The following is a 25,906-nucleotide window of genomic DNA, read 5'->3' on the forward strand; positions in this document are numbered from 1 at the left end:
ATCAAGCCGGAAGACGCGCAGGCAATGGCGCCCGCGGCGGCTCAGGCAGCGAGCGCGCCTAGCTCGGCACAGTCGGCTGACGCTGCGCCGACGGTGGGGGCGGTGCCGATGGGTGGGGTGACTTCGCAGCCGCTGGATCAGCAAGCGCCGGCGCCGGTGAGTAACTCGACGCAAGTGCACCCCGGTAGTGGGACGCCGCTGAAGTGAGGGGCGCTATGGGGTGGGTGCGTGGGGTGGTGGCGGCTGGGCTGGTGATGGTTGCGGTGGGGTGGGCTGGGGTGGCTTCGGCCGCTGGGGCCGCGCCTGCCGGGTATCTCATCGCGCAGCAGAATGCTTGTTTGGGATGTCATACCGTCGATCGGAAGCTCGTCGGGCCGGCGTTTAGGGACATCGCCGCGAAGTACAAAGGCGATGCCGCAGCGCAAGGGCGGCTGGAGAAGAAGGTTCGGGACGGCGGGGCTGGGGTTTGGGGTGTTATTCCCATGCCGTCGCACCCGAGGATGAGCGACTCGGATGTTCGGACGGTGGTTAGCTGGGTGCTCGCGGGAGCGCCGACCGAAGGCAAGTAATTGGGGATGGAAGGTTTTTAGGGCAGGGACTTGTCAAGGCAAAAACCCCATGCCAGAATTGCAGCTTCGTTGGGGCGGTAGCTCAGCTGGGAGAGCGTCGCGTTCGCAATGCGAAGGTCGGGAGTTCGATCCTCCTCCGCTCCACCAACGATTTCCAAGCAGTTCCGAAGAAGTTTAGAAACCCCGTGTAGCGTAAGGCTCGCGGGGTTTTTGCATTCCGGGCCCAAGCTGCGCCTGTTTGACGAAATATTTGTCGTAGCGCACGATTTGCTTCGTCCGAGGACCACGCAAAATACCCGACTAGCAACAGACGGTCGGCTATCCGTGGACTCGGACGGTTTCGCTTCTAGGCCGCCTCGCGGCCTTTTTTGTTTTCGGCCGTTGCGGCAGTGGCCGTGACTATTGATGCCGCGTCCCCCCTCTACCGACGGCCCGCACTATCCCGCAGGGTTAGCGGTCGGGCAACGCGCCATTGCAGTGAAGCGTTGCGAGCCCCAAACACTGGGCTGGCGTCTCGACAGTAGAACCCTATAGGTTGCATTGCTGAGCGTTCTCGGGTAAGCTTGCTTCAATGTCGAACATCCTCTTCCGCTGATGACTACACCCCTTGGCAAAGTAGCGCACGTGCAAACCGCTGTTACGTTCAGGACGAACGCGCCCAAGGAGGGCCCCGACGGTAACGCTCGCGGGTTAGCCATTAGGAACATCGTGTCCCACGGGCCTTTGCGCTGGTTCGACCTACCGGTGATAGCTCTGGAGCAAAAATATTTGCCCTATTGCCTCTGGGTGGGAGACATCGTGATTCCGTCGCGAGGGGACTACTACAAAGCGTGGCTGTTCGAGGGGGCCGATGAGCCGGTTTTTCCGCTAGGGCAATTAAATGTGATTAGGCCGGCGCCGGGATTGGACGCTCGCTACCTGGCATGGTATTTAAATAAGCCATCTACCCAGGCCAAGATCTCGGTACTTCTAACCGGGACGAGTATTAAGGCATTGACTAAAGCCGCTCTGTTGACGCTGGCGCTCGAAGTACCGTCTTTGAGCAAACAGCATCAAATTGCAGACCTGGATCATATTACCCAGCGAATTGTCGCTCTCCGGCATCGCTTGAATGAGCTCGACAAAAACCAAACCGCATCCGTGACGGATCGAATCTTGCGGGAGACCGAACTCGATGCTTGATCGGCTGCGGCTTCAAAATATCGACGCAACGGTGGGGCGTATCTGCGACCCACTTCGCGTCGTCGGTGTGCCAGCCGACATCAAGGAACTAGCGCTCGCATTGCTTCTTCTCAGGTATTTATCAGACGCAGGTGACGACCTGGGGGACGAACGGCGCCGTTATACACAAGTCGTTGTGCCGGAAGGTTCGCGGTTTAGCGATCTATATGCTGCGAGGTTGCAACCCGGAAACGGCCAGCGCATCGATAACGCCCTTTGCAGTATCGAAAAAGCCAATGCCGAATTTAGGGGAATTTTTCAAGGCATTACTTTCGACGCCACGCAGCTCGGTAGTGTCGAACAGAGAGATCGCCTCCTTCGACAGCTATTGGAGGTATTTAGTGCCGATGCGTTGTACTTTCGCGCGGACGGCGAGGAGGCTGCCGATGCCGTCTCGTACGCTTGCGATTCGCTTATCGCGCGTCTAGCGGAAGGAAGTGGCCGAGAGGGGGGAGGGTTCGGCACGCCACTGGAAATAGCACAATTGATCGCCCGCCTCATGCAACCGAGTGCCGGAGATGCAGTTGGCGATCCGTGTTGCGGCTCCGGGGCGCTCCTGATTGCCTGCAGCAAGGAAGCACGTCAACGACCCGGAAACCACGGCTGTTTCCTTTACGGCCAAGAGAAAAGTGGAAGCACGTGGGCGCTCGCAAAGATGAGCATGTTGCTGCACGGGGAAATGCGGTCGCAGTTGGAATGGGGGGACGTCTTACGTGACCCTAAACTTCTCACGCACGATGGCCGTCTGCGTCAATTCGATATCGTTGTCTCAAACCCGCCGCTTTCGCTGCAGGATTGGGGCTACGAGGTCGCGGAGCGAGATGCGCATGGGCGGTACTGGCGCGGCGTGCCTCCGCGGGCGACCGGGGACTATGCCTTCATCAGCCACATGGTCGAAACGCTTAAGCCACAGACAGGGCGCATGGCGGTGGTGGTCTCCCTGGGCGTGCTGTTTCGCGGCGCCGCCGAGCGCCAGATTCGCGAGCGGCTTTTGGATGAGAACCTGATCGACACCGTGATCGCTTTGCCCCCGAAGATGCTTTCTCATACCGGCATCCAAGTCGCGATTTTGGTGTTGCGTAGGGATAGGACCCACGACGGGGTGCTGTTCATCGATGCTAGCCGCTCATATCAGCCGGGAAAACTCCGAAACGTTTTGCGCGACAGTGATGTAGACGCGATCGAGAGTGCGTACGTTAATCACCGCGACGTTAGCCACTTTGCCCGCCTCGCTACTCGTGGCGAAATTGCCGCAAATGACTACAACCTCACAGTATCGCGTTACGTTGGTGCGGTAGATGAAGAGCCCGGCATGGACTTGGACGCCATTCGGGAAGAACGCGCACGGATCGCGATTGAACTGGCGGGCTTAGAAAGCAAGCTAGCCGCGCTACTGAAGGCGACCGGATATGCCTAGATCAAAGGAAAACGGCCGCATAAGCGGCCGCCCCCTCTTTTGCGTCTTGGAGCCAAGCGTCCGTCTGAAGAGGGAGCTGCCAAGCTATGTAACCCAAGCGCTTACCGACAAATAATAACACGTATGCACGAACCGATCAAAGCACGAGCCGTAGCGCACCTGGCGCGGGTCCGAGCGCTGTCGCACGCGCGCCTGCGGAACTATCGCAGCTTCTTCGCCGCCGCCGACGACGCAGAGGCGCTGGGGCTCTATCAATGGAATGAAGACTTGAGTGCTGAGTTCTTTCGAACGATTTCTCTAGTCGAAATTGTGCTGCGAAACAGCTTCCATCATGCGATGAGTCGGCGCTACGGCGCGGTCGGGGCGAGTGACTCCCGGGACTGGTACGCATACGTGGCCCTAGACGCGCACGCGCGATCGAGGATCATGGGCATCACGCACTATAAGCGGGGGCAGCGCCTCCTACTACGCGTGCCGGCTCCGTCGCCAGACGACGTGGTGTCGCGCCTCACTTTCGGCTTTTGGCCGCACCTACTGGACCTTAAGAATGACTTGCTCGGTCAGCCCGTGGACTGGGGGGCGATTTTGGTTGACGCATTGCCCGGGCATCGGCAGCGCCAAGCCGGCTATTGGGCAAAGGTGAAACACCGCGACGCATTGTTTGCGCGGCTTGACCTCTGCAATGAATTGCGCAACAGGATCGCGCATCATGAGCCAATCTGGAAGCTCGGGGCGCTTCTGAACGAAGGCCGACCGCGGCGTGGTGTGCCGCAAACGATCGAGGCCGAGGAACCGAAAACACCCGAGGAAGCAGTTGCACGGTTGCGATTGTTATACGGCCGCATGATCGAATTGCTCGGCTGGTTGGCGCCGGAGGTCGCTGACCACCATCAGGGAGACGGCGTTCATCTGCGCTGCATGAGCCTATTGAGGCTGGAGACCTTAAAGGCCTACCAAGTGAATTTGTCACCCATAGAGGTTGATGTGGCTGCCATCTCGAGGCTGCGCATGTTGCGCCAGGCCGTGCGTTACGTCGAGCGCCGCCGGCGTTCGGTCTTGATCAAGGACGGTCACCGAGTGATTGGTCAATTTACCTGCACGTGGAGTGCACGCCCAACCGAGTGTTGAAGCACATTTTGACGTTGGCATTCGCGGCGTCCGGAGAATAGGCCGACTACAAGAGGGCGGTCTTTGTCACGGTGTCGCTTGAGTCCCCCGCGCAGTGCGCGAGTAGAATTATCGAGATGCGCCTTCGCCCATGCGAAGCAGCAAAAGATTACAAACACATATCATGAACCAAGATCTGAAAAAGACGCTTTGGGCGGCGGCCGACAAGTTGCGCGCTTCGATGGATGCGGCCGAATACAAACACATTGTGCTGGGCCTGATATTCCTCAAGTACATCTCGGACGCGTTCGACGAACGGCGAGCGGAGCTGTCCGCAGCGTTCGTAGACGAGAACGACGATCTTTATCTGCCCGAGGCCGATGATCGTCGTGATGCCCTGGAGGAACGCGACTACTACACGATGACCAACGTGTTTTGGGTGCCGGCATCGGCGCGGTGGGCGACATTGCGTGCGCAGGCGAAACAGACCGACATTGGCGTGCGGATTGACGCAGCCCTCGAAGCGATCGAAGCCGACAATCCGCGCCTGAAAGGCATTCTCGACAAGCGCTTTGGTCGTACGCAGCTTGAGCCCGGCAAGCTCGGCGAGCTGATCGACCTGATCTCGAAGATAGGTTTCGGAGAAGGTCATCACGCGAAAGACCTGCTTGGCGAAGTGTACGAGTATTTTCTTGGACAGTTCGCCACCGCCGAAGGCAAGAAGGGCGGGCAGTTCTATACGCCAGCCTCGATAGTGCGCGTGCTGGTGGAAGTACTCGCGCCGCACCAGGGGCGTGTCTATGATCCGTGTTGCGGCTCGGGCGGTATGTTCGTGCAAAGCGAGAAGTTCATCGAATCCCACGGTGGGCGGGCGGACGACATCAGCATCTACGGTCAGGAGGCGAACCCGACCACGTGGCGTCTGGTGGCCATGAATCTGGCAATTCGCGGTTTCGCCGCGGACCTCGGCAAAGAGCCAGCCGATACATTTCATCGTGACCAGCATCCTGACCTGCGCGCCGATTATGTGTTGGCGAATCCGCCGTTCAACATCAGCGATTGGGGCGGTGAGCGTCTCGCCGATGACCGGCGCTGGAGGTACGGCACGCCTCCCGCCGGCAACGCGAACTATGCGTGGCTCCAGCACATTCTGCATCACTTGAGCGCGCGCGGACAGGCGGGTGTTGTGCTTGCCAACGGGAGCATGAGCAGCAACCAAAATAGCGAAGGCGATATTCGCCGTGCAATGGTTGAGGCTGATGTCGTCGACGTGATGGTGGCGCTACCGCCGCAACTTTTCTTGAATACGCAGATTCCGGCGTGCCTGTGGTTTCTCGCCAAAGACAAGAGCGGCGCAGCCCCTGCAGGTGCGAGGCGCGGGCGGGACCGGCGCGGCGAGGTGCTATTCATCGACGCGCGTAAGCTCGGGCGCATGGAATCACGTGTTACGCGCGTGTTCGATGACGAGGACATCGCAAAGATTGCCGCGACGGTGCATCGCTGGCGCGCTGATGGCGAGGATGGCGCTGATGAACCGTATGCGGATGTACCGGGCTTCTGCCGAAAGGTGCGGCTGGCCGAGATTGCCGAGCATGGACATGTGCTGACGCCGGGCCGCTATGTTGGTGCAGAGGAGACCGAGGACGACGACGAGGCGTTCAACGAGAAGATGGACCGCCTAACGGCGCAGCTTGCAGAGCAGATGGCGAAAGGGGCGGAGCTCGACGCAGCGATTCGGGAAAAGCTGGGAGTGCTCGGATATGCAGTCTAGTTGGTTCGACACGACCATTGGCGCACAGGCCACCCTTCAGCGGGGCATCGACATTACGCGAGCAGAACAGCGCCCCGGCAGCGTGCCAGTCGTTTCTTCCGGCGGTATTTCCAGCTATCACGATACCGCTCAGGTAAGAGGACCAGGAGTAGTGCTTGGCCGAAAAGGGGTCGTCGGAAGCGTCTACTATGTGGAGGGCGACTACTGGCCACACGACACAACGCTTTGGGTAAAAGACTTTCACGGCAACGAGCCGCGGTTTGTCTACTACTTCTTCAGATCCATTGTGAGCCGTTTGGCAGCACTGGATGTGGGCTCGGCCAATCCAACGCTGAATCGGAACCATGTGCATCCGATTCCAACGACTTGGCCTGTGCTTTCGGTTCAAAAGAGGATTGCGGATATCCTTGCAATGCTCGACGACCGCATCGACCTTCTGCGCCAAACCAACGCCACCCTCGAATCCATCGCTCAAGCCCTGTTCAAAAGCTGGTTCATCGATTTCAACCCGGTGCGCGCGAAGGCCGAAGGCCGGGAGCCAGAGGGAATGGATGCAGAAACGGCGGCGCTTTTTCCGGATTCGTTTGAAGATTCGACGTTTGGGGCGATTCCGAGGGGGTGGACCCCCGGAAGGTTCGGCGACCTAGCCGAGTTGGCGAAAGGCTCTGTTAGTCCGTTGACCGCGTCGAAAGAGATATTCGAACACTACAGCCTGCCGGCTTTTGACGCCGGGCAACTTCCGATATTCGAGCGCGGAGAGGCCATTAAGAGCAACAAGACGCGTGTGCCGCCGGGCGCAGTTCTTCAGTCGAAGCTGAATCCGCACATTCCTCGTGTCTGGCTGCCTTCTTGTATAGGTGAGCGGGCGATTTGTTCGACCGAGTTTCTGCCGTGGGTGGCAAGGGAAGCAGCGAGCAGTGAACTCGTCTACTGCACGCTGATAGGGCCCTCCTTTGAGGCGTCAGTCCGCACTTTGGTGACTGGAACATCCAACAGCCACCAGCGTGTCAGGCCCGACCAAGTCGCCGCGCTTGAGTTGGTTGTTGCGCCCAAAAGCGTCTCGGAGGCATTCACTCTAGTCGTTCGCCCATTACTGAGAAAGGTTGGCGAAAACAGGCTCTTGTCGAAGACCTTGGCTGGGCTTCGCGATAGCCTCCTCCCCCGCCTCCTTTCCGGCAAACTCCGCCTTCCCGAAATGGAGGCACGATTGAACGAGGCGCTTGCATGAGCGGCATCACCGAGGACGCAGTCGAACAGGCAATGCTCGAATGGCTGGCAGCCCTCGGCTGGCAGACCGCCCACGGCCCCGACATTTCACCCCCTGACGCCAAGACGCTAGGGACGGAGCGCGACACCTATCGCGACGTGGCGCTGCGCCGCCGCCTTGCGGCAGCCATTACGAAGTTGAACCCGCACATCCCACCCGTCGCTCGCGACGACGCGCTGCGCCATGTGTTAAATCCGAACGTGCCCGGCCTCGTCAACGCCAATCGCCAGCTCCACCGCTGGCTCGTGGACGGTGTGCCGGTCGAGTTCCAGAAAGACGGCGAAACACGCGGCGATCGCGTGCGCTTAGTCGATTTCACCAACATTGCCGCGAACGACTGGCTCGCCGTCAACCAACTCGCCATTCAGGGACCGAAGCAGCTTCGCCGCCCCGATGTCGTTCTATACCTGAACGGCTTGCCGATCGTTGTCGTCGAGCTGAAGAACCCTGGCGACGAGAACGCCGACATATGGGCAGCCTGGAACCAGCTCCAGGCGTACCACCAAGACATCCCAGACCTGTTCAACGCCAACGCGCTGGAAGTCATCTCCGACGGCACCACGGCCCGCATGGGCTCGCTAACCTCGAACAAGGAGCGCTTCCTTGCCTGGCGCACGATTGAAGGCCATGAGACCGACCCTCTCGGTGCGATGCACGAGCTCGAGACACTGACGCGCGGTCTTTTCAGACGTGACTATCTGCTCGAATACCTGCACCACTTCATCGTGTTTGAAGACGACGGTCAACTCGTCAAGAAGGTGTCGGCCTATCACCAGTTCCACGCCGTGCGTGCGGTCGTGCAAAGCGTGCTGCAAGCCTCGGCGCCAGGCGGCACGCGCAAAGGCGGCGTGGTCTGGCATACGCAGGGCGCCGGCAAGAGCATCGAAATGACCTGCCTGGCCGGTGCGTTAATGGCCAATGAAGGTATGGGCAACCCAACGCTCGTAGTGGTGACCGACCGAAACGACCTCGACAACCAGTTATTCGGGGTGTTCGCGGGCGCGAAAGAGCTGCTGCGTGAAACGCCCGTACAAGCCGATACACGGCCCGAGCTGCGCCGCCTGCTCGCAAACCGCCCATCAGGCGGAATCATCTTTACGACTATCCAAAAGTTCACGCCGGGCGCCGACGAAGACACATTCCCCGTGCTGTCCGATCGCCGCAATATCGTTGTGATTTGCGATGAGGCCCACCGCAGCCAGTACGGTTTCGACGCCCGACTGCCGAACACGAATGGCAGGAGCGAAAGCTCGGCTGTTCGCTATGGCTACGCACAGTATCTGCGCGATGCACTGCCGGAAGCGACCTTCGTCGCGTTCACCGGCACGCCGGTATCGCTCGATGACCGTGACACGCGCGCCGTGTTCGGCGACTACGTCCACATCTACGATATCGAGCAGGCCGTGAAAGATGGCGCCACCGTGCCCATCTACTACGAAAGCCGCCTCGCCAGCCTTGAGCTGAGAGAGGACGACGCCGACGCACTCGATGACGAAGTGGAAGAGTTGACCGAGGACGAGGAAAGCGACGAGGCCAAGGTCGCGACGCTGCGCCGCTGGGCTGCGCTGGAAAAAATCGTAGGCGCTCCGCCGCGTATCCAGAAGATTGCCGCCGACATCATCAGCCATTTCGAGAACCGCCAGTCCGTCATGGACGGCAAGGCAATGATTGTCGCGATGAGTCGCGACATCTGCGTGCATCTGTACAACGCGATTACCCAGCTTCGCCCGGAATGGCACAGCGACGACCCGACGCAAGGTGCCATCAAGATTGTGATGACAGGTTCTGCGTCCGACAAGGCGATCCTCAAGCCGCATATCTATCCGAAGAAGGTTCGCGACGACCTCGAAAAGCGGTTCAAGGATCCAGTCGACCCGTTCAAGCTCGTCATCGTCCGCGACATGTGGCTGACCGGCTTCGATGCCCCGTGCATGCACACGATGTACATCGACAAGCCGATGCGCGGCCACAACTTGATGCAGGCCATCGCGCGTGTGAACCGGGTATTTAAAGACAAGCCTGGTGGCCTAGTGGTCGATTACATCGGCATCGCCAATGAGCTAAAAGCGGCACTTGCGACCTATACCCAAGCGCGGGGACGCGGAAGACCGACCATCGACGCGCACGAAGCGCTGGCCGTTCTCGCAGAGAAGATGGATGTTTTGCACAACATGCTGCACGACGTCGATTACGCCGCGTTCCGCACGCGAGCATGGCAACTGCTGCCCGCAGTCGCGAACCACGTGCTCGGGCAAGACGACGGTAAGAAGCGATTTGCCGACACCGTGCTCGCCGCAAGCAAGGCATTCGCATTGTGCTGCACACTAGAGGAAGCGCTGACCTACCGTGACGAACTGGCTTTTCTGCAAGCTGTGAAAGCTGCGCTAATCAAGAACGATGGCGCGGACAAAGCGTTGACGGACGAACAGAAGGAGCACGCGCTTCGGCAAATCATCAGCCGCGCCGTTGTCAGCGATCAGGTTATCGACATCTTCGCCGCTGCAGGCCTGAAGCGGCCCGACATCAGCGTGCTCTCTGATGGCTTCCTTGAGGACGTGCGTCATATGCAGCAACGCAACTTGGCTGTCGAGCTGCTGGAGCGCTTGCTCAGGGACCAAATCAAGTCGCGTTTCAAAACCAATGTCGTGCAGAGCGCGAAGTTCTCGGAGTTGCTGCAGCAGAGTCTGACGCGCTATCGCAATCGTGGTGTCGAAACCGCTCAGGTCATCGAGGAACTCATCGCCATGGCGAAGAAGTTTCAGGCGGAGGCCCAGCGAGGGATGGACCTCGGTCTTAGCCCGGACGAGATGGCGTTCTACGATGCGCTGGCGACCAACGAAGCCGCCGTGCGTGAATTAGGCGACGACACGCTCAAGAAAATCGCGGTGGAGTTGGTCGTTAAATTGCGCGGCTCGGTCACGGTCGATTGGTCGAAGCGGGAAACCGTGCGGGCAAAGCTGCGGGTGATGGTGAAAACGCTGCTCAAGCGCTACAAGTATCCGCCGGATCGACAGGAAGAGGCGACCGACACGGTACTTCGGCAGGCGGAATCGTTGTCCACGGAGTGGGTGAGCGCCTAATAAGCGACTGCCGCTACGGCGGATAGAAGGGGGAGTGCCCGATGAAAGCGCGGAGCATCGTGTCGCATCTCAAGCCGTACTCGATCTATAAGAAGCGGAGAACGACCATAGCGCACGCGTTTGCATCAGCTCTCGCGCCATCGGACGATTATGACGAAGACAAGGTGCGAGCAGCCCTTGAGGCGCTCGGGCAAGATCCCAACAGTCTGCATTGCGTTTTCTGTTTCGCTCCCGCCGAGACTTGGGACCACTTGGTTAGCCTCGTGAAAAATGGTGAACCAAACGGGCACGGGCATCAAATCGGAAACCTAGTTCCTTGTTGTCGTCATTGCAACTCGTCAAAGGGAGGGAAGCCGTTTGAGGCGTATGTCGACAGTCTGACCAAACTGGGCGAGAGCACGCGTGCAGCCATGAAGGCGCGCCTTCGGGCACACTCGGGTCTAACCACGATGAGTAACACCGGTGCAACGCCGAGAGAACGTGCGCTCCTGCGGAAATATCGCGTGATTCAAGATCAGGTTCTCGCTTTACTGAAAGACGCCGATGATTGCGCGGCAGAGATTCGGGCCGAGCGACAGAAGAGGCGTAGGAGCGGCCGGCGCTTTGGGTAGGGTTTCGGAGGCGTCCGAATGCCGCTCCGATAGGCGCATGGTTCAGTAGTCACTTGTCACAATACTGGACGACGGAGATCGTGGTTCGAACCGACAAGAATCGAACGGGTTATGATGTCGCTCGGGCCGACGCAAGAACCAAGATCAAATAATCATGACGCAAGCCGAAACACTCCACGATATCCTCGATTTTTGGCATAAGGTCGAGTTCTTCATTCCGTTCGATCTAAAACAAGTCTTTGATAAAACGGAAGAGCGCGACTTAAAATGGCTAAAACCCGAGGATTTTCGCCCAGGCGCTCCGTCGCCTTGGCAGGTCGATGTCCCCGCTGATCGCGAGCTTACAGGCTTCACACTGTACCTTGGGGTCTTCGATATGCAATTTATCGCTGATTTCGCGAGGACGCTGAGTGCTTCTGGCGCAACCAACCCGATTGAGGAGACGGAGCGCACGGCACTCGAGGGGAAGTCATGTATCGCGAGAGTCAGCGTTGATGCGCAAGGCCAGTCAGAATTCGATCCGGTGTCAATCTCGACCGTGCCTTGGGCGATCGGCACAGCGAAGACATACGGGTTGCAGGCACTTACTTCCGAGTCCTTCGCTCAAGCTAAGGGCGATCTTTCGGAACGACTGTTCAACTACAAGGTGGAGCGCCTTAGATCGAGGCCCGACATCCCCGAGGATGGAAAGCCATTTCCGCTAACGGGTGATGACATTCTCTCGTTGCATGCGGTGATCACGGACTGGACGGGTTGTGCATTTCCGCCGCAGTCCTCCATAGCGCTGTGCCAAATACGCACCCGAGAGAAAAGAGAAGAGAGGCGGCAAGCCGCGGATTCGTCTGCGGCGGAAAGCGCGGAATCGAAAGCAGACGCGACGTCGCTACATGCTCCGGAATCGCTCGAGGAAGAAGACGAAGAAGAGATCACGGGCGTTGAGGATGAGCCTACCGTAGATATCCTAAACAGCTTCTATATAGAGGACATCGAGCGATGCATGGCGTCACTGCGCAACGGCGATATCCCCGCGACGATACATGCATATTTGATGCCGGCAGCAAGGGACGATCGCATCGATCTCTATACCGATGCCGGCCGCGCGCAAATCATTCGTGCTTTGCATCCCACGAAGACCAACTCTGGACATTGGCCTGAGGATCCGGCGCGTGCCATGAGCCTGATGCAGCAGTTCGCGATCAACACGGCACTTGAGCGGCTGCAGCACGAGGGGATGTCTTCCGTGAACGGACCGCCCGGAACCGGCAAGACTACCCTGCTGCGGGACATGATTTGTGAGAACGTTGTACGTCGCGCACGTGAATTGGCCAAACTTCCGAATGCGGCGGATGCGCTTGCGAACACCGGCACAAAAATCCACTTTGGGGACAGCGATACGCCTGCAACGATCCGCGTTCTCCGACCGGAGTTAACCGGCTTCGAGATGGTGGTGGCGTCTTCGAACAATGCCGCAGTCGAAAATATTTCCACCGACTTGCCGAAGCGCAAGCGGCTTGGCGAAATGTGGCGAGACGTACGGTACTTGCAGCCGGTAGCGCACAAAGTCGCGGCACAAGTCGGCGAGAAGCGCATGACGAAGCTTGCGGCATCGGATGTGCCTTGGGGCATGATTTCTTGCGCATTGGGGAACGCAACTAATCGAAGACGCTTTCGAGAACGGTTTTTCGACGATTGGCGCCCTGCAAATGAGCGAGGGAGGCCGGGCGATCCGTGTACGATTCGCGACTGGCTCAAGCAATATTCGGGGCCGACGTTCGAGCTCGCAAAGCGCACATTCCTTGACGCAGATTCGAGGCTGCAGTCCGCGATCGACGAGCGCTTAATTTATGCGGCATTGAACGAGACTTGGCGCAACGTTTCGGAGGAGCAGTTCACGCGATCGCCAACGAATGCGTGCGCCGAGGGCGGTCGAAGGCTTCAGGACGCCTTGTCGACGGAGGCGGAACTGAGCGCAAAATTCGAACGGCTCCAGACGGAGCTTGAGTATCTTCGGGAAGAAGAGCGCCTTCTTGATCGGTCGAGCCCTGGCGTTTTCAGCAAGTTGTTTCGCACGAAACGCGCGCGTCAGCATGCCGCTGAGACCGGGCGGAACGCCCGCTCTCAGATTGATATGCGCCGAGCTATGGCGTCGTCCCGCGAAGAACTTTCTGCGAATGCGGCCGCGCTGCGCCATGCACAGTTGCAAGCGGACGCGGCCACTGAGAAATTGAGTGAAGCGCGCGCCACATGGCGTAGCAAGCATGCGGAACTCGAAATGTATTGCAAGCGATTCGGCACAATGAAGTTGCCCGAAGAGGTGGATCTTATCGAGACTGATACCGTTCAGAAGGACGGGTATTGGCAAGACGCCGAATTGGCACGACTGCGTACCGAAACCTTTGTGGCCGCTTTGACACTGCACGAAGCGTGGCTTGCGGAGGTTGCCCAACTGGGCGGGGTAGGCTTCGGCGGGAATCTATTTGCAATTAGTAAGCTACTCAAGGGTATCCCGCTGGAGAACCCCGCGGATGCTAGGTTCATTTGGGAAAGTTTCTTCATGGTGGTGCCGGTTGTATCGACTACCTTCGCATCGTTCGCGCGCCAATTTCGCGGAATGGGGCCGAGGTCCATCGGCTGGCTTTTCATCGATGAGGCAGGACAAGCGGTACCGCAGGCAGCTGTCGGGGCATTGTGGCGCGCTAGACGCGCCATGGTTGTGGGTGATCCGTTGCAGATCGAACCCGTCTTTACTGTTCCCACGCAGTTGATCAATGCTTTGGCGGACCTGTCGCCGCATACGTCGGATAAAAACTTCTCCCCGAACAAGGTATCTGTGCAACGTTTGGCTGACGATGCGAACCCGTTCGGCGTGTACATGCCGAACGGGCGAGACGAACGGCTGTGGATCGGCAGTCCCCTTCGTGTGCATCGGCGTTGTGCCGATCCAATGTTTTCGATCGCCAATAAGATCGCATACCAAGACAAGATGGTATATGGGCTCGAATCTCGCGATCCGCCGCAAGACAAACTTGGTATCGGCAACAGTGCGTGGGTCGATGTGCGCGGCAAAACGTCCCAACGGCAGGTGGTGCCAGCGCAGATTGACGCTGTAAGCGAGTTCATCGTCCGAATCTATGCGAAGTCAGGCAAGCTGCCCCCGCTCTATGTGATTTCCCCGTTCAAAGCAGTTAAGGCAGCAATGGCCGAACGCCTGAGAGCAATCGATTGGCGCAAGGTCCCAAATGATCCACCTGCGAAAAAGCTCTGGGAGAGGTGGTGCCAGGAGCGCGTTGGCACAGTGCACACGTTCCAAGGCAAGGAAGAGAGCATTGTGATCTTCGTGCTGGGGGCCGATTGCAACAATGCGGGATCGGCAAGTTGGGCTGCGTCGACGCCAAATCTTCTCAACGTGGCTTTGACGCGCGCGCAACACCGCGTCTTTATCGTCGGTGATGTCTCGCTCTGGGGAGGGCTAAAGAATTTTAGCCAAGCGTTGCATCACATCAAAGAAACGGTGACCGCGGAGCAGTGGCTGGGCCGAGTAGGAACTTCGCCGGCACATGGGTGGCCCGATACGGCGACGCAGCTCCAATAGGCAAGGCAAATCAACGAATAAGGACTTCGACATGGCTTTATGGCTTGTCCGCGCGGGTAAAGATGGGGAACATGAGCAACGGTTTTTTGACGACGGCCGGGTCTACCTGACTTGGGATGCGCTGATCAACACGAACCTTGCAACCGCTGCGACCTACGACGACATCAGGCTGCTCATGCAGCAGCATTACCCCGACGAGCCGGCAAAGCGTGTCGCCAACTGGTCGGGCCAAGTTTGGGCATTCGCGCTAGGGTTCAGTCGAGGAGATTGGGTGGTCGTCCCAAGAAAGCGTAGCGGCACGATCGCGATTGGTGAAATTGTCGGGGACTATACGTTTAACGTCTCGGCAGACGAAACGTATAGACACTATCGAAGCGTGCGATGGCTCGCGACCGATGTTCCCCGCAGCGCCTTCGATCAAGATCTGCTCTATTCCTTTGGGGCATTCCTGACTGTCTGCGAAATCAAACGCAATGACGCAGAGAAGCGAGTTCGAGCTTTGGGGCGCAAGGGCTGGGATCAAGTGGCGGCGACACCACCAAGCGTTGCTGCTCCTAACCCGGAAAACGGACCGGTGGCTGAGGATGCGAGCATAGACCTGGAACAAGTAGGGCGAGATGCGATCGCAAAAGTCATAATCCAAAAATTCAAAGGTCACGGCATGGCGCGCCTGGTCGAAGCCATCCTTAAGGCCCAAGGATTCACCACGTATCGTAGCCCTGAGGGGCCTGACAAAGGCGTCGATATCTTGGCTGCGAGCGGTCCGTTTGGATTCGATCGCCCCCGCATCTGTGTCCAGGTGAAGTCGGCGGATGCTCCTTCCGATCGGCCGGAATTCACGCAACTGATCGGCTCCATGCAGAGCGTTAGTGCGGATCAGGGCTTGTTCGTGTCGTGGGGCGGCTTCAAGTCGACCGTACTTAGAGAGCTGCCTACCCAGTTCTTCAAAGTCCGTGTATGGAATCGAGACGACCTGATCGAGCAGCTCTTGGACAACTTCGACAAGATCGACGCAGACATTCGGGCGGAGCTGCCGTTTAAGCGGATTTGGACAGTCGCCACTCCAGAGGAGTAAGCCGGCCGTAGCTGGCTCGAAGCTTTGTCGGCGCGAACGTGTCCGCAACCGATAACATGGCCGCGTTAGCGAACATGGCCATGTTATCGGTTCCGTCGCAGCCGCTGACGTTTGAATGCGTGCACTGATTCTGCCTTCGATTCTTGCTCAAACCACTTCTTCTCGTAGTCGCCGCGCAGAAGCGCTTTTTCGATCCCCGTGAACGTCGCGAACAGCTTCGCGAGAAAATATAAATCCGAGCGAGTAAGCAATGCCATGCGTGGACGGAATCCCACTGTCATTGCAATGAAAGGGGGATTTGAAACTGTATGCCGATTTCTTGAAATATCTGAAACACAGCGCTAGCATCACCACGCAGTCCCCTTCCACCAAAACTTAACGAATAAAACGATGAAGATAAGAGAGACCATACTGGGCCTGGTATTCGGGGTATCGATTTGTTCAGCGGTGGCCGCCGCTCCCTTGCAGACCATTAACATCCAATCCCACGTGCCGGGCATCAGCACGCCGGACGTCACGCCGCCTATCGCACGAATGAAATCCGCTCCGGCCCGCCCGATCGCAGCGTTGCCATTCACGGTGCCGTCCAAGCGCTTCCAATCGCTTCGCACAACCCGCGAAACGACATTCAGCGCACAAACGGTAGCCCCGCCGGTTGCCGGCTGTACCGACATTGCCGTTGGCACTGTCTATAGCGCAACGACTGCGCCCACAGGCTCCATCGACTGTTTCGAATTCGTGGCCGCCGACGCGACGAAGTACGTGAGCTATATCGCCAATCTGCCCGCCAACGAGGAGCACGATGCGCATCTCGTGCAGGTCAATTCCGACGGCACGCTAACGTATCTCGACGACGAGCGAGACACATCGCAAAACAAGATTGTCGAAGCCATCCCGGGCGGCCCAGTGCGCCTGTTGCTGCTTGTCGATTCCCAACAAGGAACAGGCGGTGCAACGTTCCTCTTCCAGGTGACTGGAACCACGGGATATGACGCCTACGAGCCGAACGATTCGATCCTCCGGCCAACGCAATTGACCGGCAATCAGCAGATAAACGGCAATTTGGACACGGTTAGCGACGTCGACTACTACGCGGTCCAAGTCCCAAGCACACAAACCGCCAACCTCGTGACATTCTCCGGTACCGGCACGCAAGCGGCCCAATTGGAGACCGCGCCGAACACGTGGGCGACGCTAACGTCGGGCACGACGTACAACGTCGGCTCACCCGCGGGCGCCACGCTCATGCTGCGGGTCTACAACACGGGAACGTCGGCGCCGGCGGCTCAGGGTTACTCGCTGCGTGTTTCCGACGGCCAAGGTATCGCGGGCTTCTATCAGTTCCTCGATTCCGAAAACATCAGCCATCTCGCACCCGGCAATCAAAACGTGGCGCGAACGATCGTCGCGGGTGTGTCGGCGTGGGACCACACGGGCAACGTGCGACTCCCGCCGGGCGAACATGTGACGATCCAAGCCTATGACCGGAACACCAACGGCGCCTTGTCGTTGCTGACCACCGTAAGCGGCTACACGGACTCGTCGGATAACCTGCTGGCTACGCTCAATATCGGCACGTGCCAAGGTCTGGGCACGACGACGGGCACGTTCGCGACCACTTCCGTCCCGGCGGATCATTGGCAAATCACCTACAACCCGAACTCGTTCGCCGTCGTCTATACGGATGACCAAGCGTTGAACGCAAGGGCTTCGTACGAGTACTTCACGCACGTGTGTACGGAAACCTATCTCGGTCGCTATTAAGCCTTGAGGCGAGCCCGGCGAATCGCCGGGCTTAAGCTTGCGTCAACTCGGCGGTCTAGCGCCGCAGCTCAAGCTTGCTCGTTGAGCCCGAGCGTCTTCGTATCTGAGGCAGGAAAGAAATTCGGCATTGCGCTGCTGTTCATTTCGAAGATGTTCATGCGCAGTGCGCCATACGTCGTGTGTCCCGACGAGGACACGAAACGCGACGTTCCATTCGCGGCGGCTTGCACGCTCCGCATGAAATCCAAGAATCCCGCGGCGCTGCCGGGGTTCGTGGAGAGATTCATTTGCTCGCCGTTTGCCGTGTAGTAGCTGCCGTTTTTCATCAGCGACGACTGGGCGGTGGACGCGAGACCGGCGAACAACGCCATGAATCCGGTCAGCGTATCGGCTTGCTTATTGACGGCCTCGAGATCGGTTTGCGAAAGCGACTTGCCGTCTGCGTCCGCCCACGTCGTATAGCCCGCTACTGCATCGTCGTGGAACATCTGTACGGCCTGGACGAGCGCGGTGTTGCCGTTGAGCTGGGTTTGCAGCCATGCCTTATCGCTTGCGCTCATCGATGACGACGTCACTCGAATGCCGCCGTTATCCGATTCGAAGTCGAATTGCGCATTAGCGAGGTCGGGGCGGGCTTGGAGAACAGACTGCATGGTGGGGATGAGCGCATTGGCGATCTGCTCTGCATCTTGGCCCATTTTTAACGGCGCATTCAATGCCGTGAGATATTTGTCTAGGCGCGTGTGGTCTTGAGGGTCGATGGCCGCGACGGTCAGGGACGCACTAGACGAGGTTAACTCCTGCGGCTGCGCCACGGCTGCGGATGCGAGCGCGGTACCGGATGTCGTCGTTGTCGTCGCCGAATTCGCAAGGAAAACCGAACTACTCACGTTGCCCTCCGGTGTTGGTCGGTATTCGTATTACGGCAACGGGTGAGAAAACTTTATTATTTCGGGGGCCTCTGTTTTCAGAAGAAAGAGATCTCAGTTTGTTCATTCGGATGTGACATGCGTTATGGGAATGGGGCGGTAGCGTAACGTTCCATCCTCAAACCTCCCATGAGCTTCCGCGATTGGCAACTACGTCTGCGCGCCGGTTCCTGGCGGCAAACCTTCCATTGGTCGACCGCAAACGGTGAATACGTTCCTGACTAACGCATACATCAGCGAAAACATCGCCACCGCCTTGGACTACACTTAAGCGTTTCGCTTACACACCGCAGCCATGGCGCACTTATTCTTCGCCGCTTCGATCCAGCGTCACATCCCCACGCCCGAGCGTGAAGTCGCGGCGCATTCGGTCGGCGAGGCCTTATCCGCCGCATTCACGGAGGAGCCGCGCCTTCGCGGCTACATCCTCGACGACCAAGGCGGCTTGCGTAAGCATTTGTCCATCTTCGTAGACGGCAATCCCGTGCGCGACCGCCGTCATTTATCCGACGCCGTCACCCAGGACAGTCGCATTTACGTAGTCCAAGCGCTATCCGGCGGCTGACGCGCCGCGCTAAAAACAACATCGGAGACACCCGTGAATGACAACCGCTTGCTCGTAGGCACCCGCAAAGGGTTGTTCGTGTTTGAAGCTGATTCCGCCGAGCCGACTCGATGGAAGCAGACGGCGTTGCACTTCATCGGCGAGCCGGTGAGTTCGGCGCTTGCCGATCCGCGTGACGGGACGCTTTACGCGGCGCTGAATCTCGGCCATTTCGGGGTAAAGCTGCATCGGCTTCCGGCAGGCCAGCGCGAATGGCAGCCGTGCTCGGTGCCCGTCTATCCGCCGCAGCCTATGCAATCCGACGAATCGGCGGAATCGACCTCAGCGAAGCAGGATGGCAACGTCCCTGCAGAAAGCGAACCGCTGTGGTCGCTTGAACAAATCTGGACGCTCGAGCCTGGCGGCGCCGATCAACCGGGCACCCTATGGGCCGGTACGATTCCGGGCGGTCTTTTCCGTTCCGATGATGGAGGAGAAAGCTGGACGTTGAACCGGTCGCTCTGGGATCGTCCTGAACGTCGCGAGTGGGGTGGCGGCGGTTACGACCATGCCGGCATTCATTCGGTCCTCGTCGATCCGCGCGACAGTCGTCACGTGACCATTGCCGTTTCCTCCGGCGGCGTCTGGCAAACGGAGGACGGCGGCGAAACATGGCGACAAACGGCCGACGGCATGGAAGCCGACTACATGCCGCCCGAGCGGCGCGGCGAGCCGAACGTTCAAGACCCGCACCGTGTCGTCCAATGCAAAGCCGACCCGAACGTACTTTGGACGCAGCATCACTGTGGAATCTTTCGTTCGACCGATGGCGGCGAGCAGTGGGTTCGCATACACGCGCAGCCGTCGAGTTTCGGCTTCGCGGTGGCGGTGCATCCCGATGACCCGAACACGGCGTGGTTCGTGCCGGCGGTCAAGGATGCGTGCCGTATTCCCGTCGATGGGAAATTCGTCGTCACGCGCACACGCGATGGCGGCCGCACGTTCGAAAGCTTCTCCGAAGGGCTACCGCAAGGGCCTGCCTACGATCTCGTTTATCGACACGGTTTGACGATCGATTCCACAGGAACCCGGCTCGCGATGGCTTCGACCACCGGTGGGTTATGGGCGTCGAACGATGCGGGGGAAACGTGGAACGAGGTCTCGGCGCACCTGCCGCCGGTGTATCACGTGAGCTTCGGCTGACGCAGCAGGGGGCGCTATCAACAAGCGCCCCCCGCCAAGATGGGCTGCGGCTTACCGCCCCGCCCCCATCATCTTCACATCCCCGATCCCCGGCTCGATGCTCCCACCTTCACCGGCATCCATCCGAACCCCGCGATGTTCTTTGCCGAAGTTGATAAGAATCGCAATCACCACAGCAACGGATCCGGCAACGAGCGCCATCGCCATGCCGTAGTTATCGCCGTTGCGATGTGCGATGCCGGCTTGAATCGTCGCATTGGCCGACGCCAGCAAGTTCCCCAACTGATACACGAGGCCTGGGAACGTTGCGCGCACTTCAGGCGGCGACATTTCGTTCAGGTGAGCCGGAATCACACCCCAAGCGCCTTGCACCGAAATCTGCATGAGGAACGCGCCGATCGCCAGCGGAATGCTGCCGCTCGCGAACGCCCACAACGGCAACACCGGCAGCGCGATCAGCGCGGCGATGGCGATGGCCTTGCGGCGTCCGATCTTCTCCGACAACGAACCGAACACGATGCCGCCGATGATGGCGCCGATGTTGTACGTGATAGCGATCGCGCTGACCGTATGCGTCGAGAACTTGTGCTGCACGAGCAGGAACGTGGGATACATATCCTGCGTGCCGTGGCTGAAGAAGTTGAATGCCGTCATCAAGATGATCATGTAGACGGCCAGCTTCCATTCGCGCGCCAGCACGGCGAAGATGCTCGGGCGTACGGCGGCGCTGCGGCCGCGTTCCCATGCGGGCGATTCCGGCACATTGCGGCGGATGAACAACACGAGCAGCGCGGGCAGCACGCCGATCATGAACATGCCGCGCCAGCCGATCGAATCGTGCAGCAGGCCGAACACGATCGATGCGAGCAGATAGCCCGACGGGTAGCCGGCCTGCAAGATGCCCGACATGATGCCGCGCGACTTCGGCGGGATCGACTCCATCGTCAGCGCGGAGCCCACGCCCCATTCGCCGCCCATGGCAACGCCGAACAAGCTGCGCATGATGAGCAGCATCGTCAGGCTGGTTGCGAAGCCCGACGCCAGGTCGAGCAGCGAGAACAACACGATGTTCGCCATCAGCACGGGACGCCGGCCAAAGCGATCGGCCAAGCGGCCGAAGATGAGTGCGCCCACGGGACGCAACGCGAGCGTCAGCGTGATGGCGACGGTCACGCTCGTGATCTCGGCGCCAAAAGCTTTGGCGATGTCCTTGAGGACGAACACCATCAAAAAGAAGTCGAACGCGTCGAGCGTCCATCCTAGGTAGCTGGCGAGGGCGACGCTACGCTGCTGCTTGGTCCATGTCATGAATCTGTCTCCTGTGGATATGAATGGCTCTTTGTGGTCACGTTGGCGAAGGCGTTGCGCCGTCGCGTGGCCGTGGCGTCCATTAACGCAGGAGGCATGCCAAGCGTGAGCCGAAGCTAACGCTTTGAATTGACTGGACTAACGACAAGTGAAGGAGAGACGGTCACGCGGAAATCCGCTCAACTCGCCCCGAGGGCTGTGCGGAAATCGTGACGAGCGAAGACGAAGGAAGCAGCGGAGGGTGCGCGTTAACCCTAGCGGGAGCGCGGGCGATGGGAGAAGAAAGACGGGTGACGTCACCCGCTCAACGAAAGTCCTCGGATGTGATCGCGAGCCGGCGCATTTTGTCGTAGAGCGTCTTCTTCGGCAGCCCCAACCGCTCGCAAGCGAGGGACGCTCGCCCTTGGCACGCACGCAATGCTTCTTCGATCAAGTGCCGCTCGAAGCGATTCACCTGTTCTTCCAGCGTGCGCGGAGCGGCGCCGATCGAATTGTCGGCGGTGCTGACGTCGGCCAGCAGCCCCAGCGTGAATCGCTCGGCAACGTTTCGCAGTTCACGCACGTTGCCCGGCCAACTGCGCGACATCAGCGCTTGCATCTGCTGCGGGCTCAGCGCATCGGGTACGGTGCGTCCATAGCGGGCGGACGCTTGCAGCACGAAATGCTCGAACAGCAGCGGAATGTCCTCGCGCCGTTCCCTCAGCGGCGGCACTTCCAGCACCACGACGCCGAGCCGGTAGTACAGGTCGTCGCGAAACTTCTGTTCGCGCGCGAGCGCCAACAGGTCGGCCTTCGTGCCCGCCACGATTCGGCAGTTCATCGGCAGAAGCTCGTTCGACCCGACGCGTTCGAACGCGCGCTCTTGCAGCACGCGCAGGAACTTCGCTTGCAGCGACATCTGCATCGTCTCGATCTCGTCGAGAAAGAGCGTGCCGCCATCGGCGAATTCTAGTTTGCCCACGCGGCGCTTGAGCGCCCCGGTGAACGATCCGGCTTCATGACCGAACACTTCGCTTTCGAACAGCATCTCGGGAATGCCGGCGCAATTGATCGCCGCAAAATTCGCGTTCCGGCGTCGCCCCGCATCATGCAGGCAGCGCGCGACGACTTCCTTGCCTGCGCCCGTTTCACCGAGCACGAGGACGTTCGTATCGGTATCAGCCAGATCGACGATGACGCGGCGCAGCCGATCGATTGCCGGCGACTGGCCGAGGATCTTCGCTTCGATGCGATCGCGCGCGCTCACCTGACGCCGCAGCGTATCGAGTTCGAGCGTGAGATGGCGCTTATCGAGCGCGCGTTGCGCAACGTCGGCGAGGTGTTCGGAAGAGAACGGCTTCTCGATGAAATCGTAGGCGCCGCGCTTCATGGCCTCGACGGCCATGGCGATATCGCCGTGTCCCGTGACGAGGATGACGGGCAGGTCGGCATCGATCGCGCGCACTTGCTCGAGCAGCGCGAACCCGTCGATACCGGGCAGCCTTACGTCGGTCACGACGATCCCCGGAAAACCCAGCCGGATGTGTCGAAGCGCCTGCTCGGCACGCTCGAAGGCCTGCACGTCGATGCCGCGCAACTGCAGCGCTTGCACGCCGCCGAGCCGCACGGCGGGCTCGTCTTCGACGAGCAAGACTTTTAGGCCTTCATACGCGGTGTGCCCCGCCTGCTCCATCCGCTCTTGCGTCATCATGCGTTCCTTGTCCCCGTTTGCGATACACCGGCGTCGGCAGGCGTGTGTGCGTCGCGGTTGTCGCGCTCGTTGTTTTCGTCGATTTCGTTGTTGCTGTCCCGCACCTGTGCGCGGCGCAAACGCAGCGTGAACGCAGCCCCGCCCGTTTCCGCGGCGCCGTCGGCTTTCAGCGTGCCGCCGAGTTCACGCACGATCCCCTCGGAAATTGCGAGGCCGAGCCCCAGGCCCGCGCCCGGCGGCTTCGTCGTGAAGAACGGCTCGAACAGCCGCGCACGCGCAGCCTCGGGAATGCCGGGGCCGGTATCGGCGACGATGATCTCGACGAACGCGTCGTTCGTTTCGTCCACGCGTACCGTGATCGAAAGCCGCCGAACGTTGCTCTCGAGCATGGCATCGAGCGCGTTGGCGAAAAGGTTGACCAGCACCTGCTCGAGCCGGTTTGCATCGGCCAGCACGAGCAGCTCGCCCTGTGGCGCTGCATCGGCGCGTGGCCGAACGACGTCGACGGCTTCCTTACGCAATCGCAATTCGACGAGAAACAGCGCGTTTGCCAGCGCGCGTTCGACCGGCACGGGTGCAAGTTCCGCAGGCGCCTTGCGCGAGAAGCGGCGCAATTGGGCGGTGATCGCGCCCATGCGTTCGATGAGCCCCGTGATCACGCGCAGATTGTTTTCCGCTTCGTCCTTGCGCCCGCGCTGCAGGAACAGCAGCGCGTTATCGGAGAGCGTGCGCAGCGCCGCGAGCGGTTGATTGAGTTCGTGCGTGATGCCCGCCGACATCTGCCCGATCAGCGCCATCTTGCCGGCTTGCACGAGTTCTTCGAGCGTGGACTTCAGCGTCGCCTCGGTGCGCTTGTGTTCGGCAATCTCGCTGCGCAGGCTCTTGTTGGCTCGTGCCAGGGCGCCGGTGCGCCGGGCGACTTTGCGTTCAAGTTCGTCGTTCATGCGCTCTAGCGTTTCGCGCATGGCCAGCCGTTGCGCGATCACCTTTCTTCGTTGAAGCACATAGAGCGTACCGATGATGGCGAGCGACAGCCCGAGCGCCGTGACGAGCGCCGCGTACCGTGCGCTTTTGCGAGCGGGGCCGATATCGGTGAGCGACATGATGCGCCATTCGGTGCCCGACACCGGCCGGCTGACGACGACGAATTCGGTGCCGCGCTTACCCGTGGGGCTGGCCGCGCCGGAATTCGCAGGCGATACCGCGTCGATCTCGGCATTGGGCGCAAGCTGGCGTCTGCGCACTAGACCGATTTCCTCCAGGGCGCCGGGGCCGCCGTATTGCCGCTTGGCGTCGATGCGCGCGCGTGCGGCGGCCGAAAGCGGATGGAGCGTGCGGTATTTCCAGCCGGGGAACGACGTGAGAAAGACCACGCCGTTCGCATCGGCCACGAAGACGGTTTCGTCGCTTCGCTTCCACAGCGCCTCGATGGGATCGAGGCTGATTTTGGTGGTGACGACGCCGAGCTGCTCACCGTCCGCGCCGATGCGGGCGGCGTAGAAATAGCCGGGCAGGCCGCTCGTCGATCCAAGCCCGTAGAAGTGCCCGGCGCCGTTGTTCAGCGCGTTGATGAAATACGGCCGGTAGGAGAAGTTCTGCCCGACGAAACTGACGGGCTGATTCCAATTGCTGGCGGCAAGCGTGGTGCCGTGCAAATCGAGCACGTAGATCGCCGCGGCTTGCGAGTCCGCCGTGACGTCGGCCAGGTAGTGATTCACGCGCGCGATGAGCGCTGCGTTCTTGGGGTGGCGCAGTAGGTCGGCGATATCGGGGTTCAGGCTCAACAGCGCCGGCAAGTAGTCGTAGCGTGTCAGTTCGCCTTTTAGCGTGCTTTCGTCGATGTCCAGGCGGTGCGTGGCGCGGTCGATCATCGCGCTCGTCTCCGCGCGTTCCGCGTAGCGATAGGCGGTCCAAGCCCCGGCCGCGACGAGGGCGGCGAACGCGAGCGTCTTCGCTGCCTGCGAAACGCTCGGGAGGCGCGAGGTGAGGCGCGCAAAAGGCCGCAGCGGCCGCGATGTCGCCGCGGGCTGCCGAAGTGGACTCATCTGAAGAAGCCAACGCAAAACGGGCGGCTGCCGGAAGCGCGCAGTTTAGCGAAAACCGCCAGCACCCGCGATTCGGGTAAATCGGGGCGCGGGGGAGGGGGATTGTTGGCGCCGTGAGCGTGTTCGCGCGGGTCAACGAAAGGTCTCACCCGTCGCGCCGGAGGGGTTCGGGCATCTGGCTGCGCTAATGCCTTCCCGTTTTCCTCTGTATTGCGTCGGACGAGTTACGGTTATGTGACGAGTATTGGGTGAAGTCGTCCGGTCGATATTCGGGGCGCTGAATTGATCGATGCGTGGTGAATTTAGCTGTGGACCGACGTCGGAATTTATTTCCGAATTAAACGCGTGCTGGCGCTATGGAGGAAGTAATTCCTCCTTCGCGTTAGGATTATTCCTATTGCTTTGGGTTCGGCGTGGATTTATTGGTTGGCGTTGTTTAGAATCTCGCCAATTCAGAATAAGCAAAACCATCGCCATGGCCGACGCGACCGTATTGCAACCGAAGCCGACCGATACGTTCGTGTCGCCGCTGATCAAGATTTCGCCTGAAGACGTCAATTCGGGGATTCATGCGCTCGACGTTTGGCTGCGCGGCATCAGCAATGACTTGATCACGGTCGAGCGATTGAAGACCGTCGCCCAGACGGTGCCGGTGCTGGCCAATATCTTCGCGGCCGTCGACGCCGTGATGGATATCAAGGCGATGATCGAGC

16 protein-coding genes, 1 tRNA gene and 2 pseudogenes are annotated in these 25,906 nt (G+C 59.8%); 15 read left to right on the forward strand and 4 right to left on the reverse strand.

What is annotated here, in order from left to right; genetic code table 11:
* From ACTHNR_RS06295 to ACTHNR_RS06350, 12 genes and pseudogenes are all read left to right on the forward strand, one after another.
* A pseudogene (locus tag ACTHNR_RS06295) lies at positions 1-207 on the forward strand (BON domain-containing protein); the annotation flags it as partial.
* An 8-nt stretch (positions 208-215) separates the two neighbouring features.
* A complete protein-coding gene (locus ACTHNR_RS06300; protein WP_440546707.1) occupies positions 216-569 on the forward strand; it encodes a c-type cytochrome in 354 nt (117 codons plus the stop codon).
* Between the two features lie 71 nt (positions 570-640).
* Positions 641-716 (forward strand) — tRNA-Ala (locus tag ACTHNR_RS06305).
* Between the two features lie 561 nt (positions 717-1,277).
* Positions 1,278-1,751 carry a restriction endonuclease subunit S gene (locus ACTHNR_RS06310; protein ID WP_440546708.1) on the forward strand — a complete coding sequence of 158 codons (474 nt, stop codon included), beginning with the start codon at positions 1,278-1,280 and terminating at the stop codon, positions 1,749-1,751.
* Positions 1,744-3,207 (forward strand): N-6 DNA methylase, encoded by a 1,464-nt coding sequence (locus ACTHNR_RS06315; protein ID WP_440546709.1) that lies wholly within the window; start codon positions 1,744-1,746, stop codon positions 3,205-3,207. Before ACTHNR_RS06310 ends, ACTHNR_RS06315 begins: the two co-directional genes overlap by 8 nt.
* 123 nt (positions 3,208-3,330) lie before the next feature.
* On the forward strand, positions 3,331-4,335 hold the full coding sequence (locus ACTHNR_RS06320; RefSeq protein ID WP_440546710.1) for an Abi family protein: 1,005 nt from the start codon (positions 3,331-3,333) through the stop codon (positions 4,333-4,335).
* Between the two features lie 163 nt (positions 4,336-4,498).
* Positions 4,499-6,085: a type I restriction-modification system subunit M gene (locus ACTHNR_RS06325; protein WP_440546711.1), complete on the forward strand. Its 1,587-nt coding sequence runs from the start codon at positions 4,499-4,501 to the stop codon at positions 6,083-6,085.
* Positions 6,075-7,313 (forward strand): restriction endonuclease subunit S, encoded by a 1,239-nt coding sequence (locus ACTHNR_RS06330; protein WP_440546712.1) that lies wholly within the window; start codon positions 6,075-6,077, stop codon positions 7,311-7,313. Before ACTHNR_RS06325 ends, ACTHNR_RS06330 begins: the two co-directional genes overlap by 11 nt.
* Positions 7,310-10,432: a type I restriction endonuclease subunit R gene (locus tag ACTHNR_RS06335; RefSeq protein ID WP_440546713.1), complete on the forward strand. Its 3,123-nt coding sequence runs from the start codon at positions 7,310-7,312 to the stop codon at positions 10,430-10,432. The genes ACTHNR_RS06330 and ACTHNR_RS06335 overlap by 4 nt, the downstream gene beginning before the upstream one ends.
* Positions 10,433-11,197: 765 nt before the next feature.
* Positions 11,198-14,635 carry a DEAD/DEAH box helicase gene (locus ACTHNR_RS06340; RefSeq protein ID WP_440546714.1) on the forward strand — a complete coding sequence of 1,146 codons (3,438 nt, stop codon included), beginning with the start codon at positions 11,198-11,200 and terminating at the stop codon, positions 14,633-14,635.
* A gap of 31 nt (positions 14,636-14,666) precedes the next feature.
* A complete protein-coding gene (locus ACTHNR_RS06345; RefSeq protein WP_440546715.1) occupies positions 14,667-15,710 on the forward strand; it encodes a restriction endonuclease in 1,044 nt (347 codons plus the stop codon).
* 408 nt (positions 15,711-16,118) lie between these two features.
* The gene (locus ACTHNR_RS06350; protein ID WP_440546722.1) at positions 16,119-17,474 is read left to right on the forward strand and encodes a hypothetical protein; all 1,356 of its coding nucleotides are present in this window, start codon (positions 16,119-16,121) and stop codon (positions 17,472-17,474) included.
* Positions 17,475-17,542: 68 nt separating this feature from the next.
* On the opposite strand, the gene ACTHNR_RS06355 is transcribed toward ACTHNR_RS06350, so the two are convergent.
* Positions 17,543-18,364 (reverse strand): hypothetical protein, encoded by an 822-nt coding sequence (locus ACTHNR_RS06355; protein ID WP_440546716.1) that lies wholly within the window; start codon positions 18,362-18,364, stop codon positions 17,543-17,545.
* Between the two features lie 334 nt (positions 18,365-18,698).
* Here ACTHNR_RS06355 and ACTHNR_RS06360 point away from each other — a divergent pair, with 334 nt between their 5' ends.
* The gene (locus ACTHNR_RS06360; RefSeq protein ID WP_440546717.1) at positions 18,699-18,968 is read left to right on the forward strand and encodes a MoaD/ThiS family protein; all 270 of its coding nucleotides are present in this window, start codon (positions 18,699-18,701) and stop codon (positions 18,966-18,968) included.
* A 33-nt stretch (positions 18,969-19,001) separates the two neighbouring features.
* Complete coding sequence (locus tag ACTHNR_RS06365; protein WP_440546718.1) at positions 19,002-20,150, forward strand: exo-alpha-sialidase; 1,149 nt, start codon at positions 19,002-19,004, stop codon at positions 20,148-20,150.
* Positions 20,151-20,201: 51 nt separating this feature from the next.
* Here ACTHNR_RS06365 and ACTHNR_RS06370 read toward each other — a convergent pair whose 3' ends face one another.
* The 3 genes from ACTHNR_RS06370 to ACTHNR_RS06380 form a co-directional block, all read right to left on the reverse strand.
* Positions 20,202-21,458: an MFS transporter gene (locus tag ACTHNR_RS06370; RefSeq protein ID WP_440546719.1), complete on the reverse strand. Its 1,257-nt coding sequence runs from the start codon at positions 21,456-21,458 to the stop codon at positions 20,202-20,204.
* A gap of 304 nt (positions 21,459-21,762) precedes the next feature.
* On the reverse strand, positions 21,763-23,148 hold the full coding sequence (locus tag ACTHNR_RS06375) for a sigma-54-dependent transcriptional regulator (protein WP_440546720.1): 1,386 nt from the start codon (positions 23,146-23,148) through the stop codon (positions 21,763-21,765).
* Positions 23,145-25,193, reverse strand: a complete 2,049-nt coding sequence (locus ACTHNR_RS06380; protein WP_440546721.1) for a sensor histidine kinase — start codon at positions 25,191-25,193, stop codon at positions 23,145-23,147. Before ACTHNR_RS06380 ends, ACTHNR_RS06375 begins: the two co-directional genes overlap by 4 nt.
* A gap of 475 nt (positions 25,194-25,668) precedes the next feature.
* Here ACTHNR_RS06380 and ACTHNR_RS06385 point away from each other — a divergent pair.
* Positions 25,669-25,906, forward strand: a pseudogene (locus tag ACTHNR_RS06385) (Rhs family protein); the annotation flags it as partial.

The sequence above is a fragment of the Trinickia sp. genome (assembly GCF_051954495.1).
Lineage (GTDB): Bacteria > Pseudomonadota > Gammaproteobacteria > Burkholderiales > Burkholderiaceae > Trinickia.